Below are 13,740 nucleotides of genomic sequence, written 5' to 3' on the forward strand. Positions count from 1 at the left end.
ACCGATTTAATACAACCACCTGTAAAAATCTTGAGGCACGTTTTCGATATGACAAGAGCTGCTTGAACGAGGAGTACCTGAACCCCACCGCTCTTGCAGCTCTGGAGGATACTTTGCCGGACCTTGGCATTACTTCGCACTAAAACGAGAAGTACTCACTGTCGGAGGATAGGTTTGGTCCGAGCCACGGGTCGCCATCGAGGAAGAACTCAGGCCAGTGCTGCATGAACAGCGCCTGCTCACGCTTCCAGCGGCGCAGCTTTTCCTCGTTGGCCTCTTCCCTGCCGCGCGAGGTGAACTCGTAGTGGTACAGCTCGGCATAGGGCGTAAAGATGGTGCGGTAACCCGCCTCCCACACGCGCAGGCAAAAGTCTGCGTCGTTAAAACCGACGGCGAATTCCTCGTTGTAGCCGCCGACGCGCTCAAATACGTCGCGTCGCACCATCTGGCAGGCACCCGTCACGGCGCTAAAGTTGCCCGGGCGCACGGCACGGGCAAGATAGCCCTCGCGCTTTGCCGAGAAGTCCTGGTTGGCATGGGCAAGTGCGCCACGCACGCCAACCAAAATGCCGGCATGCTGCACCAGATGATCGGCAAAGTAGAGTTTGGCGCCCACCACGCCCGCATCGGGACGCTGCAGATAGCCCATCATCTCTTCAATAAAGTCCGGGCTTATGACCTCGGTATCGTTGTTCAGCAGCAGCAGGTAGTCACCCTTGGCGTGCTTCACACCAAAATTGATGATCTGAGAGTAATTGAACTCGCCCGGCCAGTACACAACGCGCGCGATGCCCTTGCCTTCGGATGCTGCAGCCACGCGCTCTGGCAGGGTTTCGTAATACGCAAACGTCTCCGGGGCTTCACTGTTGTTCTCCACCAAGACGATCTCGTAATTGGTATACGTGGCCTTCTGGGCGATCGACATCACACAGGCATCGAGCGTCTCAATGTGATCCTTGGTGGGGATCACAATGCTCACCAGCGGCGCAGGCTCCGGCAGCGCATGGCGCATGCGGTAGACAAACGGCGTCTCGGTCTCCTCGACCGTTCCGTGAACGCCCAGCGCGTTAAAGTGGCGCTGCAGCGCAAGACGACCCGCTTCAATGGCATACGGCTTGCTATCGGCAGAGCCATCGGCGGTCGATCCCGGATGCACGCGCCAGTGATACAGCACATGCGCAACGTGCTCAAAGCGCGCGCCGGCTGCAAGGCAGCGAAGCGTCAAGTCGTAGTCCTGGGCGCCCGCAACGTCTTCTGGGGACATACCAATGTGATCGATGAGCGCCTTCTCCACCATCAGGAAATGCGTCACGCAGTTATGGCTATAGAGCAGGTCGACGTTGAGTACGGTCTTAAAGACCGGCTGGCCCCACTCCCCCGTTTTCTGGAACATGTCCTCATCACAGAACAGGACCTGGGGACGCTCGCCCTCGGCCGCCTTGTTCAGTGCGGAAACATACTGGAATAACGCGTCCGGTTCCAGAATGTCATCGTGGTCCAAGAAAGCGATGTAGTCGCCTGTCGCTTGCTCGATACCTGCGTTGGTGTTGACCACAATGCCGCCGTTGCCGGGAAGCTCGATGCGACGGATGCGCTCGTCGTTGGCACCTGCCGCAAGGGTGGCCACCGCGTCCCATTCGGGCGAGGCGTCCATAAGCAGCAATTCCCAGTTGTCATAGCTCTGGGCTTGCACCGATTCCAGCAGCTCGCGCAGGTAGACCCGATCAGTCTTGTAGCACGGCACCACAATGCTCACGAGCGGTCTATAGGCAAAGGCCGCCGAAGCGACACGCTGGCACGCCAAATCGCCCGGCTTTGCGCGATGCCGCTCAAACCAACGTCGATAAGCTGCGTCGTCTGCACGCGCGTCCTTCATACGGTTCCAGCTGTCGTCGACCATGCCGTTGTACAGGCGACCATCCATGGCGCAAAACCCGCTTTGGATCCGCTCTGTGGGATCGCTCACGATCGCGACAAAATCTCGTATATCCTGAGGCATCTCAACACTCAGATACGATTTATTGATGCGGCATCCGTTCTGCTGCGGAACATCGACCTGCGATTCAAACACATGCACGGTAACATCGATGGCATTCATATGCGTATCGAAGATCTGGAGCTCAGGCGCGCACTGGGGGTCTCCCGCCCAGGTAACCTCATAGCGCCACACCGCGCCGACGTCTGCCGGCAAATAGCGAATGGCATCGATCTCGTAGCGGCCGCAGTGTTCGCCACGCTGCGCATCGCGGATAAGCGCGCACAGCGCAGGCTTTGCTTTGTAGTTAATCTTGGATTCCAATTTGGCCACGCGGCTATCGAGACGAATAGAGCCCAACCTTTGGCCACCGGATGCAAAAACGGCATCCATCGACGAGCCATCCAAAAACGGAAGCACCAAAACGGCGAGCTCGCGCTCGTAATCGGAAACAGAAGGGCATAGCGCCAGCACACGGCCATGATCGACCGGGAGCACCAGTGACGGCAAACAAGAACCGCTCGTAGTCGCATGGGCAAAAGTCTGGGAATCCTCCTGCTCAATAAGCCCCGCGATATCCTGACCGACAAAACGAAGCAGCACAAACAGACGGCCCTGACTGCGGCAAAGTGACAAACGCTTGATACTCATCTACACTTCTCGCTTTCCCAGAGCGTTCGCAGCCATGCGCTTGCACGCGCCCAAGCGCCCAAACCTCAAGACGTCGTAATTGAACATGAGTTTTTTGCACGAACGAGCAGCGGGCGCCTTACCGACAAGCGCCGCACGCACCATGGCGGCAACAGAAGAAGCGCATTGTGCGAGCGAAGCATCACTGCCCACAGCAGAACCGTTAAGCGCCGCAGCAACGGCGGCAAACACCTTGCCGCAGTCCGAACCAAGCAACCTGAGCGCATCGTACAGCACCAGATCACATAGGAAGTACGCCAGGTCATCGGCATGATGAGCATCGAGACCGTCGCGCTGCCAGTCAGCCAGCACCGCGGAGTAAATCTTCACGTGCTCCAGCAGACGCGTCTCGTCGTCGTAGCGCATGGTGTCCATGAGCGAACCTTTGCGTGCCACGCGATACTCGTACAGCTTGTTCGAGATAAGCGCGGTCTTGCGCGAGCGACCGTACACGGCAAAATCGAAGACCTGGTCCTCGCCATACTTAACGGTTTCATCGAACACGATCCCGTTGCCCAGCAAAAAAGCGCGCTTGCAAGCGGTGCGCCATGCAAAGGGGCGAGACGCCTCCTTAAACAGCAGGTCGGAGCTATAGCCCTCAAACGAAACGTCGCGTGGGCTCAGCACATAGTTAAGCCACGGATGCCCTGCCTCCAGCGGATACGGGTTCGCGCCAAAGGTCAAAACGTCGCAATCCTCACGCTCAAAGGCATCGACGATTACACGGCACGCATCGGACGTAAATCGGTCGTCGGAATCCAAAAACGCAACGATAGGCGCCGTGGACGCGGCGATGCCTGCATTACGCGCACTCGACAGGCCGCCGTTCTCCTTATCGACCAGCGTAAAGCGCGCGTCCTTTTCGCAATAGGCAGCCGCAATATCGCGCGAGCCGTCCGGCGAGCCATCGTTGACCAGCACGCCTTCCCAATCGGGCATGTCCTGCGCAAGCAGGGAGTCCAGGCACCAGGCCAGGCACTCCTCCACTTTATAGATGGGAACGACAACGGAAATCTTGGGGGTAGCCATAGTCACTCGCTCCTACTGTGCGGCCGGAACGTCATCGGGGTGCGGGTTGTCGCCGTAGGTGCACTGATACGTCAGCACACGCCAGACCAGCGGCAGGCCGCCAATCTTAAAGTAATGCTTAAACGTATTGAGCTTGCCCGGCTTCTTAAAGTCAAAGCGCGAATCGATATAGGCGCGGGGCGACTTGACCATCAGGCGCAAGTCGGTCTCGCCACGCGGATCAAACAGCGACAGATCAAAGCGACCGGCATCCCAGTCGGCCTTGAGCTCGGACGAGGCTTTCTTCCAAAACTGCTCGCGCAGTTCATCGACCAGGCGCTCATCGTTCCAACGGTACGTATCGACCTTCATGCGCATTAAAATACCCTGAAGCTGAGCCTTAAGCTCGGGGCGTTCATCCAAAAAGCGCTGCATCTCGGCGTATTCGTCGCACACGCAAAATACCTTGTTGGGCGAATTAACGGAGCTCTTCTCGTTGTCTTGGCGATAGCACAAAATGGGGTCCGCGATAAACGCAGCACGCTCGGCGCATGCCCAGACCTTAAAGTTAAAACCCGCATCCTGATACGAGGCACCCGGCGTGGGAAGGAAGCGAATCTGATTGTCGTTGAGGAACGCGCGCCGATAGATAGCCGACCAAATGGAAGGTTTGCGGTAGAAGATGCCCGGGCGATCGACGGGGCGATACGCGGCGCCCGTCATATGCTCGTCGATAATCCCAAACAGCTCACGTCGCTCGCTGGGCGTGGACCAATACAGATAAAAGTCGCCCTTTACCGCATCGGCATGCTCAGCATCGGCCTTGGCGACCAGCTTTTGAAGCGAATCCTCAAACATAAAGTCGTCGGACTCAAGGATGCCCACGTACTCACCGCGCGCCATCTCCAGGCCACGGTTCATCGAGTCGCCGTAGCCGCTGTTGGCCTTGTCGATCATCTTTACACGGGGGTCGTGCTCCATGTACTCGCGGATGATATCCGGCGAGCTATCGGTGGAGCCGTCGTTGATGCAGATGATCTCGATGTCATTGAGCGTCTGCGCCACGGCGGAATCGAGGCACACGCGCAGATAGCGTTCGACATTGCAAATGGGGACAAGCAGCGAAACTTTAGGGGTATCAGAGTTCTGCAAGAGAACCTCCCGTTGAATAGCGTGTAACAGGGTTATTTTAGCAGCCGAGTTGCGGCGGGCGGCAGCGCTTGGAATTATAGAAAGCGCTCCAGGCAGGCTTTGAGACCGCGAGTCGAAAGATAGAACAGCGTGGCGTCTGCCATCGAAACGCCCGAGGTCGCCGCAACGAGCTTGTGGGCAACACGGCGAACGGCACCCTTAGCAGGCATATCCGCCCACTCCGTTCCCAAAAACGTCGTGAGGTCCATGTTGACGCGAGCCGCCACGCGATGGAAGTCATCGGCATCCAAGCGCGCCAGATCGAACACAATTAGGTCCAAAAACCAAGTTATCAGCTCGCCGGGACACAGGTCCAAAAGACCATAGGCCGCCCAGTCTTCCAAGACCTCCTCGAGCATCTTCATGTGGGCGTCAAGCTTTTTGGCGCGCGCCTCGGCACTGTTGAACTCGTGCGTCGCCGATTCGCTCTCCATCACGTAGTGGTAGAACTTGTCAGGCATGACGACGGTCCTGCGGGCAAGCGCATAAGCCGCAAATTGGAAGACGACGTCCTCGCCCAAAGCCAAACCGGGGGCGAAGCGTATGCCTTCGCGATTGAGCAGCTCGCGCGAAAAGGCTGCACGGCAGGCATAGGGCTGCGCATTCGAATGGAACAGCAGTTGGGGATCACGGGCGCCGAAGGTACCAGCTTTGGGGCTCATGAGTTGCTGGACGCGTTTGGGGGCAGCATCGGCAGGTTCACAGACGCCGCCAAAAACGGCGGCCTCGGCATCTGCAGACTTCATGGCATGCAGCACGCGCTCGATCGTCTGGGCATCGATGTAATCGTCGGCGTCCACAAAAAAGACGGTCTCGCCCTCGGCGGCATCGATTCCGACATTTCGAGCACACGAGACGCCCGCGTTTTCCTGATCAATCACCAGTACGCGATCATCGGCCTGCGCAATCTGGCGCAACACGTTCAACGAATCATCAGTCGAACCGTCGTTGACGTAGACAACCTGAATCGAACGCTCAGACTGGGCCAACAGCGAATCGAGGCATCGCTGAATGGAGCGCGACGAATTGTAGACGGGAACGACAATGGTCGCTTTGGGGGTCAAAGTCTCTCCCATGTCGACCTACCCCCTCAGCGATTCGATGAGGAAAGCGGCGACCACGCCTGGGCCTCCAACCGAGGCGTAAAACTTAGCACGCCCCAAGGCACCATCCGTCGCAAAGCTCGGATGCTCGTCAACCCAGCCCTCAGGATCTTTGAGGATAGCAGCGAGATTTGCGCGCTTCCACGGCTTGAGGTCGTCAAGCGAAAACTCCCCGGCGTCCAAGGCAGCTTGGAACTCCTTGGCCATCTGAACCAGGAACTCCTTATAGAACTTGGGCGCCAGGCGCACGTAGTTCCACATGTACGAATCGTACTTAATGAGCTGATTGAACTTGAGCATGCGCACGACGTCATCACTTGCGTGATCACGGGCATAATCCTCTCGAATCCAACGCTCAATCTCGGCATACTCGGTATTGACGCAAAAGACCTTAGCCGAAGAATTGACCGAGGAATTCTCGTTGTCCTGGCGATACGACAACACGGCATCATGCAGGTAAACAGCCTTATCGGCACACGCGATAACCTTAAAGGCGAATGACGTGTCCTGAAAGGATGCCCCTGGAGTCGGCAAGAACTTGATGCCGTTGCGCTCAAGAAAATCGCGACGGTACACGGCCGACCAAATCGACGGCTTTTGCTTAAAGAACTGCGTCGTGTCGCTCGGGTGCACCGGCTTGTCGCAGTCCTTGGCCTTAAACATCTCGTGCAGCGAACGGCGCTCCTCGGGCTTGGACCAGTAGAAATCAAAGTTCGCCTTCGTAAAGTCGGCATTATTGCTATCGGCGGCCGAGACAAGCTTTTCGAGTGCGTCGGGCGCCATAAAGTCATCGGACTCCAAGATGCCAACGTACTTGCCACGCGCCATCTCCAGGCCGTGGTTCATCGAGTCGCCGTAGCCGCTGTTGGCCTTGTCGATCATCTTGACGCGCCCATCGCGCTCCATATACTCGCGGATAATCGCCGGCGAGTTGTCGGTCGACCCGTCGTTAATGCAGATGATCTCAATATCCTTGAGCGTCTGCGCCAGGGCGGAATCGAGGCACTCGCGCAGGTAGCGCTGAACATTGTAAATGGGAATAAGCAGCGACAGAACAGGGCTGCCAGAGGCGTTAGTAGACAAATGTGCTCCTTAGGAAATACCTGTCGTTTCATGGTATCAAAGGGTCAGCGCGCCAGCGGGCGTTTATATAATCTATGGAGCCTCTTGCGGGCAAAGCAGCCCCACGTCATGCGGCGGGTCCATGGCAGGTTCCTGCGTTTTATTCAAAGCTTGCCGTCAAGGTGCGCCGAGCCTTTACAATAGGACAGTCTCAAGGACGTATTCGATAGCTTCCGCGCAGCACTCGCCCGCCGCGCGTGAAAGGATATATTGCCCCATGCCTTCAACCCTTCCCGCCCCCATCGACAAGCTCGCCATCGTCGTCGTTACGTACAAGCGCCAGGAACTTCTGGCCAACTTGTTCGACTCCATGACCGAGCTCACGGCAACGCCCTGGCGCATCGTGATTGTCGATAACGAGAATTCGCGCGAGACCGAGGCCATGTGCGCCGCATTTAACGAGCGCCTGGCCAAGCTGTGGGGCATCGACACCGAGCAGCCCGACGCGCAGGGCGGCACCGACCGCGTCATCTACGCCCCGCAGCTCGAAAACGGCGGCGGTGCAGGTGGCTTCTCCGCCGGCACCAAATGCGCCTACGACCTGGGCGCCCAGTGGTTCTGGGTGATGGACGACGACGTGCTCGTCATCCCCGAAGGCATCGAGCGTCTTGCCAAGTGGACCGACCGCTACGATGTTATCCAGGGTTCGCGCCTGGACTTTGACGGCGGCGCCTTCTTTTGGCAATACCAACTCATCCTTTCGCTCGGCATTCCCAACCCTGTCGCCAAGTGGGACTTGGGCCCCGAGGGCTACCGCGCCATGAACCAGCTGTGCTTTGAGGGCGGCATGTTCTCGCGCCGCGTGGTCGACAAGATCGGCCTGCCCGATGCGCGATTCTTCATCTACGGCGACGATGCCTGCTATGGCTACGTGGCCAGCCAGCACTTCCCCGCCGCCGTTGTTGCCGACGTGGTGCTCAAGCGCGCCCGCGCCGTCTCTAACTGGGACATCGCCGGCAAGCGCCAGCTCAACTCTACGAGCGACACCAACCGCTACTACATCATGCGCAACCGCGGTTATCTGGCACGCTACATGCAGATCTACGGCGACTACCACCCCGTGCTGTTCCGTCTGGGCAACGCCGCGACCTTCTGCAAGGAATTCATTCGCCTGGCCGCCGTTGACAAGTGCTTTAAGACCGGTATTCCGGCGCTGCGCCGTGGCATGAAGGACGCCCGCAAGATCGTTAAGGATCCCAACTGGAAGCCCATGCCGCCCCTGAAGGACACCGAGTAACGGAAGCCGGAAACACCCCGGCGCTTAAAGCCGCTGGCACACCGCTGCCACACGCTGCCCGTCAAACCCGAATCCCCAGCGCATGCGACCCACGCCGGGTCGCGGCACACGGATTTCGTCGATGCCGTCGCGCTCTATGTCGAGCAGCGCCTGCACGGCCAGCAATTCCAGGCCCAGCGCATCCACACCGGGGTCATACATCATGTTGATCGTTATCAGCGGACGTTCGTCCAGCATGCCAATCGTATCTGCTACGTCGAACACGGCGCCCGTAGGAAAAACCTGGATGTCCCAGCGATCCGCGCCACACTTTCGCCTCGAAGCAGGATTGGCATAGCCCGGCAATCCAAAGCAGAGTCCTTGCAAGAGTAGGTGATATGGTAGCGGCTTATCTGGGTCGGTCTCACCGATTCCCGCATCCCCCAGGATGCGGCTTAGCGCCCGCCTTACGGTATCCTCGTTCCCACGGCACAGCCCGTCGCGGAACGCATCGACGTCTCGAATGTCTTCGGCAGCGCACTCAAACCACTCAACGATCACTAGACGCAAGGCCTGGCGAAGCTCGTTATTGGGCAACCGCAAGGCACGGAAGCGATTGCCATGTTCTGGCTCCTCAGTCATATCTGTCGTCAGGAAACCTGACAGATACAGCGCCGTCCACAGACCATCATCAGGCGAGACATCTGGCTCTGCAGTGCCCAAACAAAGCGGGACCTCAGCGCACCCATGGGCCTCGAGCAAATCAAACAAGACCAAAAGGCGGTCGAGATTCCACCCGGCAACTACCCTACTCAGGCAATCGGCATATCCATACAGATCGGCACGCACAGGCGCCGTGCAGCCTCGGTCCAGAAAACCGATCACACGCGCTGGACTCGAGCAATAGGCCCTACCAAACCGATATCCCTCGAGCCATTCACGCGCATCATCCAGGCATTCCTCGCGTCCAGCATGACTCAACAGAGCCTGGACCTCGGCATCCGAAAAACCGAAACATCGGTCACACCACGCCGACAGCGGCGTCGTCAGACAATACGAGCAGCCGCGCGAAGAAAGCGCCGCTTCGGCAGGACCGGGACACTCCCCCATCAGACACGTCAGCCGCAACGAATCGCACGCAGTGGCAATGGCGTCGAACAGCACGCGATCGAATAGCCCTGCCGGATCGGCGTCGGAAGCGTCCCTCGCGCTCACACGGCGAGACCACGCCGCATCGTACCCATCAACGAGCAATACAACCTGCTCATCGCAGGCCATCTCCAGCAGCTCAATGAGCACACCGAGCACCGAGTCAACCTCGTCCGCGCTCGCCACGCCACGCGCGACGCGTTCGATGTGACGCACCTTGTCTCGAGCTAAATCCGGAGCCTCCAAAAGCGCCAGCAGACGGGCGCACTCGCCCGAAAGAGCATCGCGCGCGACGTCGGCAATAGCGGCGCCACGCCTCACAGCGACAGAAAAGTCCAGCGATATCACCGGATAGCAAGCGTACTCATCCCGATAGTGCCCGCCGTCTGCATCCCAAATCTGAGCATCGGCAAACAAACGCTGACCAGCGCGACCGACCGCTGGACGCTCCAGAAAAGCCCTGAGCATCGACAAGTTCATGCTCTTGCCAAAACCCTCGGGTCGACAGCACACCACAACGGACGCGTCGCAGTCCAACACATCTGCAATAAACATGGTCTTGTCGACCAGCGTGCAGCAACCAAGAGCCTCCGCATAGTCGTGCATGCCAATGGGCAAAGCCGCATCGTCGGCACAGCCGATCAAACGCACGCCAAAGCCAGCAGCACAATCAACATTTGCCTGTTCAGACACCAAAACGTTCCCCCTAAATCGCAGCACAATGCCAATTGTAATGACCGCATCGCATGTACCGATGTCGCCGCGCAAACATATCGGGCAACGGTAGTAACAAGAGGTATGAGGGGGCACAATTAATCGTTGCATAACAAAACGGGGCCCGATACATTCGCACCGGACCCCGTCCCGACTATTTAGTTATCTGGCAACTGAGAGCCTACTCCCCCGAGTCGTCCTCCCCAGAAGCCTTCTTCTGCTGATCGAGCTTATGCTTACCACTTACGATAGACGTAGCGCCCAGCGTGGCCAAGCTCGCGCTGGCAAGGCTCGCCATCACAATCAGATCGCCCGTCTTGGGCATGTTGCCGCCCGAGGACTTGGTAGCTGTAGTCGTCGTGGTCGTGGTGGTCACCGTTTTGGAGTCATTTTGCTCCTGGACCTGGTTGTCGGTGTTGCCCTTACCGCCGTCCTCGCCCTGCTGCTTTCCGTCCTCGGTCTTGTCCTTGTTCTCGTCCTTCTTCTGAGCGGATTTGTCGTCCTTCTCCTCAGAGCTAGAACCCTTATCGGATTCGGTCTTCTCGGAAGCCTTGTCCTTGGAGTCGCCCTTTGCGGCTTCGGTCTTTTCCGTGGAAGCCTGATCAGAGTTGTCCTTGTTCTGGGTCGAGCCGTTATTGACACCAGCCATCAGCGAAGAGCCCAGCGTAGAACCAAGCTGCACGGAGAAAGAAGGTTTCTTGTCCGGCGAAGTAACGGGAGCGTCCGGCGCCTTATTCGAGTCGTTCTTGAAAGCATCGGGATCAGGGGTTGCATCAGAGCCGGAGCCATTGTTAGAGCCGATGTCAACGGACGAATCGCTCGAGCCGGTGGATGAGCTAGAGGAGCCAGCGTCGGTCGAACCAGAGGCGGCGCTGTTCGTATTGCCGGCAGAGTTTGAAGACGAATCGCCCGCAGCAGGGCCGTTCGAATCGGAGCCGTTCGAGGTAGAGCCGTCGTTGGTAGTGCCACCAGCAGAGCCATTACCGTCAGCATCGGTCGAGGGCGCATCCATCCTGTCATCGTTGGCATCGTCACTCGAGTCGTCATTCGAATCAGGTGTCGGCGAGGGCGCCGGCGTAGGCTCGGGCTGCACGGGCGTCGCAGCGGCTGCCTCGTCCTCAGCGATATAAACCAAGCAGTCCTTTAGCTCGTTGCGGTAGCGGTTCTTCCAGCCCTCGTGGTACTGGGGCTGGCTTGCATACTTGGTCGCCACGTTATTGACCACACTGTTGGAAAGCGCCGTCACAAACTCGCGGTCGGACATATCGTTGGAAAGATTCGCCCAGCGGAAAAAGTCCCTGCAGCCGCCAGTGCCGCACATGTTGGTAATGCTCCACACCATGCCCTTGACGCAATCGGCGCGGCCCGAAATATCAATACCCAGGCCGCTCTTGAGCCACGCCTCGGTCACCGCATAGTACGAGTTGTACGCATACGCATCCTGCAGAGCCGAAAACTCAGCAGGATCGGTGTTATAAGCACCCTGGAAGGCCTCCTGTGCAATACGGCCCAGCTCGGTAAGCTGACCGTTCTCGGACATGGAATTGTTCGCGTTGGAAAGCTCGCCGCCGCGATCAATCGCATCCTTGAGCATGCTGTATTTTTCGGGGTTGTAGTTGTAGGCCTGCTTCATAAACGGAATGAGCGACCAACGACGGTCGAACTGGTAATAGCCCAGCGCGTTGTAGCCGTCACCATACGAAAAGCCCTGGTTATAGTTGCCATGGCTCTCGTACTTGGTAAAGTACTTCATCTCGGGAGTCACGTTGACAAACGAAACGCCCTGGACCGACCTCAGCACGCCCGAGAAGGACTGTTGGGTGTAAAGGCCCTTATCGATATCGGTGGCATCCGAGGCAACGCCCGGCGTGGGCTCCTCGGCAGCGGCGGGTGCCGGCGCGGAAACGGCGCCAAACGAAAGCGCCAGCGTCAGGCCCGCGACAATCGCAGAATGCTTGGGCTGCATAAGATCCTCCCTGCATTGGTGTAGTTAAAGTTCAGTTTGCAAAGATAAAAATAAGTATTGCAGCTCGCCCGTTGTTGCACAACAACCCCTCGGTAAACGGCAACAACCCTCCGCGAAATCTTAAGGAATTGCGCTCAACCTACAGCTTAATGTCAAAGTTGATCTCGGGGACGGCGGCTAGGTCGGCCAACGTCACGCCGTCGACGTACTTTTCGATTACGTCGTCCAGACCGCGCCAGAACTTGACCGTTGAGCACAGATCACTACGGGTGCAGCTGTTGTCGATGCCGTCGCACGCCACTGGAGCCGTGCTGCCCTCGACGGCACGCAGGATGTCGCCGGCGCGCACCTCGGCCGGATCCTTGGCCATCATGTAGCCGCCGCCCTTACCGCGTACGCTCTTAAGCAGGCCCGCTTTCATAAGCGGACGAACCAGCTGCTCCAGATACTTTTGTGAGATATGCTCGCGGTCGGCGACCTCGCGCAGGGCGATCTTGCCCCCGGCATCACCAAGCGCTGCGATATAGATCATCAGTCGGAGGGCATAGCGGCCCTTAGAGGAAATGAGCATACCTACCCTCCCATCGTTGCTGGGACAACATAACCAGGTTTGTTGTCCCAAATTTAAAGCAAGTGGGACAAACACAACAGGTTATTTTGTCCCAGAATTTGAAAAGTCGAGTGGATTAGTCGGGTTTTCCCTTGACTAACGCCGAACCCATAGTAACTTTATTCCGAGAAGATTCCTAGGGTTTAGTACACCTATGAGTACACCATATACAGAGAGGGACAGCATGAGCGCAAATCCGCTGCTTTCCATCGAAGGTCTGACCGCCTCCGTGGACGAGAAGACCATCCTCCACAACGTCAACCTTAACGTCGCCGCCGGCGAGACCCACGTGCTGATGGGACCCAACGGCGCCGGCAAGTCCACCCTCGGCCACCTGGTCATGGGCGACCCTGTTTACACGGTCAACGACGGCCGCATCGTCTTTGACGGCCAGGACATCACCGAGCTCACCACCGACAAGCGTTCGCGCGCCGGCCTGTTCCTGAGCTTCCAGGCTCCGGTCGAGATCCCGGGCGTGCCGCTGTCGAGCTTTTTGCGCGCCAGCATCGCCGGCCGCCCCGGCCTGGAGATGAAGGGCAAGGAGTTCCGCCGTCGCGTCAAGGAGCTCGCGGCCGAACTCAACATGGACACCGCCTACCTCAACCGCGAGCTGGGCGTGGGCTTCTCGGGCGGCGAGAAGAAGAAGGTCGAGATGCTCCAGCTCCTGCTGCTGCAGCCCAAGCTCGCCATCCTGGACGAAACCGACTCCGGCCTGGACGTCGACGCCCTGTCCACCGTCAGCCACGGCATGGACGCCTACCGCAAGAGCTGCGACGGCTCCATGCTCATCATCACACACAACACGCGCATCCTGGAGCACCTGGATGTCGATCGCGTCCACGTTATGGTCAAGGGCCACATCGTGCGTGAGGACGACGCCTCGCTGATCCCCTGGATCGACAAGAACGGCTTTGAGACCTTCGAGCGCGAGGCCGCCGAACAGCGCGCCCAGGCCGAGACCGCCGCTGCCGAGCAGCAGGCGTAAAGGGGCGACGC

Annotated in this window: 10 protein-coding genes; 2 read left to right on the plus strand and 8 right to left on the minus strand. The window is 58.4% G+C overall.

Annotated features, from left to right (window positions below; translation table 11 throughout):
- Window positions 1-139 precede the first annotated feature (139 nt).
- The 5 genes from AAAX36_RS06885 to AAAX36_RS06905 all read right to left on the minus strand — a co-directional run bounded on the left by AAAX36_RS06885 (window position 140) and on the right by AAAX36_RS06905 (window position 7,050).
- Entirely contained in the window at window positions 140-2,626 is a 2,487-nt protein-coding gene (locus AAAX36_RS06885; RefSeq protein WP_349074814.1) for a glycosyltransferase family 2 protein, read from the minus strand.
- Window positions 2,627-3,694: a glycosyltransferase gene (locus AAAX36_RS06890; protein WP_349074816.1), complete on the minus strand. Its 1,068-nt coding sequence runs from the start codon at window positions 3,692-3,694 to the stop codon at window positions 2,627-2,629.
- A gap of 12 nt (window positions 3,695-3,706) precedes the next feature.
- On the minus strand, window positions 3,707-4,825 hold the full coding sequence (locus tag AAAX36_RS06895; RefSeq protein ID WP_158554610.1) for a glycosyltransferase: 1,119 nt from the start codon (window positions 4,823-4,825) through the stop codon (window positions 3,707-3,709).
- A gap of 74 nt (window positions 4,826-4,899) precedes the next feature.
- On the minus strand, window positions 4,900-5,940 hold the full coding sequence (locus AAAX36_RS06900; protein WP_349074818.1) for a glycosyltransferase: 1,041 nt from the start codon (window positions 5,938-5,940) through the stop codon (window positions 4,900-4,902).
- Window positions 5,941-5,946: 6 nt separating this feature from the next.
- A complete protein-coding gene (locus AAAX36_RS06905) occupies window positions 5,947-7,050 on the minus strand; it encodes a glycosyltransferase (protein WP_349074820.1) in 1,104 nt (367 codons plus the stop codon).
- Window positions 7,051-7,306: 256 nt separating this feature from the next.
- On the opposite strand from AAAX36_RS06905, the gene AAAX36_RS06910 reads away from it, so the two are divergent.
- Window positions 7,307-8,326, plus strand: a complete 1,020-nt coding sequence (locus AAAX36_RS06910; protein WP_349074821.1) for a glycosyltransferase — start codon at window positions 7,307-7,309, stop codon at window positions 8,324-8,326.
- A 24-nt stretch (window positions 8,327-8,350) separates the two neighbouring features.
- Here AAAX36_RS06910 and AAAX36_RS06915 read toward each other — a convergent pair whose 3' ends face one another.
- The 3 genes from AAAX36_RS06915 to AAAX36_RS06925 all read right to left on the minus strand — a co-directional run bounded on the left by AAAX36_RS06915 (window position 8,351) and on the right by AAAX36_RS06925 (window position 12,705).
- A complete protein-coding gene (locus tag AAAX36_RS06915; protein ID WP_349074823.1) occupies window positions 8,351-10,147 on the minus strand; it encodes an AAA family ATPase in 1,797 nt (598 codons plus the stop codon).
- 202 nt (window positions 10,148-10,349) lie between these two features.
- Window positions 10,350-12,134: a hypothetical protein gene (locus AAAX36_RS06920; protein WP_349074825.1), complete on the minus strand. Its 1,785-nt coding sequence runs from the start codon at window positions 12,132-12,134 to the stop codon at window positions 10,350-10,352.
- Between the two features lie 139 nt (window positions 12,135-12,273).
- Window positions 12,274-12,705, minus strand: coding sequence for an Rrf2 family transcriptional regulator (locus AAAX36_RS06925; protein WP_138340655.1), 432 nt, complete (start codon window positions 12,703-12,705; stop codon window positions 12,274-12,276).
- Between the two features lie 223 nt (window positions 12,706-12,928).
- On the opposite strand from AAAX36_RS06925, the gene sufC reads away from it, so the two are divergent.
- Window positions 12,929-13,729 (plus strand): Fe-S cluster assembly ATPase SufC, encoded by an 801-nt coding sequence (sufC, locus tag AAAX36_RS06930; protein ID WP_349074827.1) that lies wholly within the window; start codon window positions 12,929-12,931, stop codon window positions 13,727-13,729.
- The last annotated feature ends 11 nt before the right edge of the window (window positions 13,730-13,740 follow it).

The sequence above is a fragment of the Collinsella sp. CLA-ER-H10 genome, assembly GCF_040092475.1.
Classification (GTDB): domain Bacteria; phylum Actinomycetota; class Coriobacteriia; order Coriobacteriales; family Coriobacteriaceae; genus Collinsella.

What these genes read in the sequence shown, in the direction of transcription:
- AAAX36_RS06900 (WP_349074818.1), bottom strand. Translation starts at nt 5,940, where the DNA reads ATGGGAGAGACTTTGACCCCCAAAGCGACCATTGTCGTTCCCGTCTAC.
- AAAX36_RS06885 (WP_349074814.1), bottom strand. Translation starts at nt 2,626, where the DNA reads ATGAGTATCAAGCGTTTGTCACTTTGCCGCAGTCAGGGCCGTCTGTTT.
- sufC (WP_349074827.1), top strand. Translation starts at nt 12,929, where the DNA reads ATGAGCGCAAATCCGCTGCTTTCCATCGAAGGTCTGACCGCCTCCGTG.
- AAAX36_RS06910 (WP_349074821.1), top strand. Translation starts at nt 7,307, where the DNA reads ATGCCTTCAACCCTTCCCGCCCCCATCGACAAGCTCGCCATCGTCGTC.
- AAAX36_RS06925 (WP_138340655.1), bottom strand. Translation starts at nt 12,705, where the DNA reads ATGCTCATTTCCTCTAAGGGCCGCTATGCCCTCCGACTGATGATCTAT.
- AAAX36_RS06890 (WP_349074816.1), bottom strand. Translation starts at nt 3,694, where the DNA reads ATGGCTACCCCCAAGATTTCCGTTGTCGTTCCCATCTATAAAGTGGAG.
- AAAX36_RS06920 (WP_349074825.1), bottom strand. Translation starts at nt 12,134, where the DNA reads ATGCAGCCCAAGCATTCTGCGATTGTCGCGGGCCTGACGCTGGCGCTT.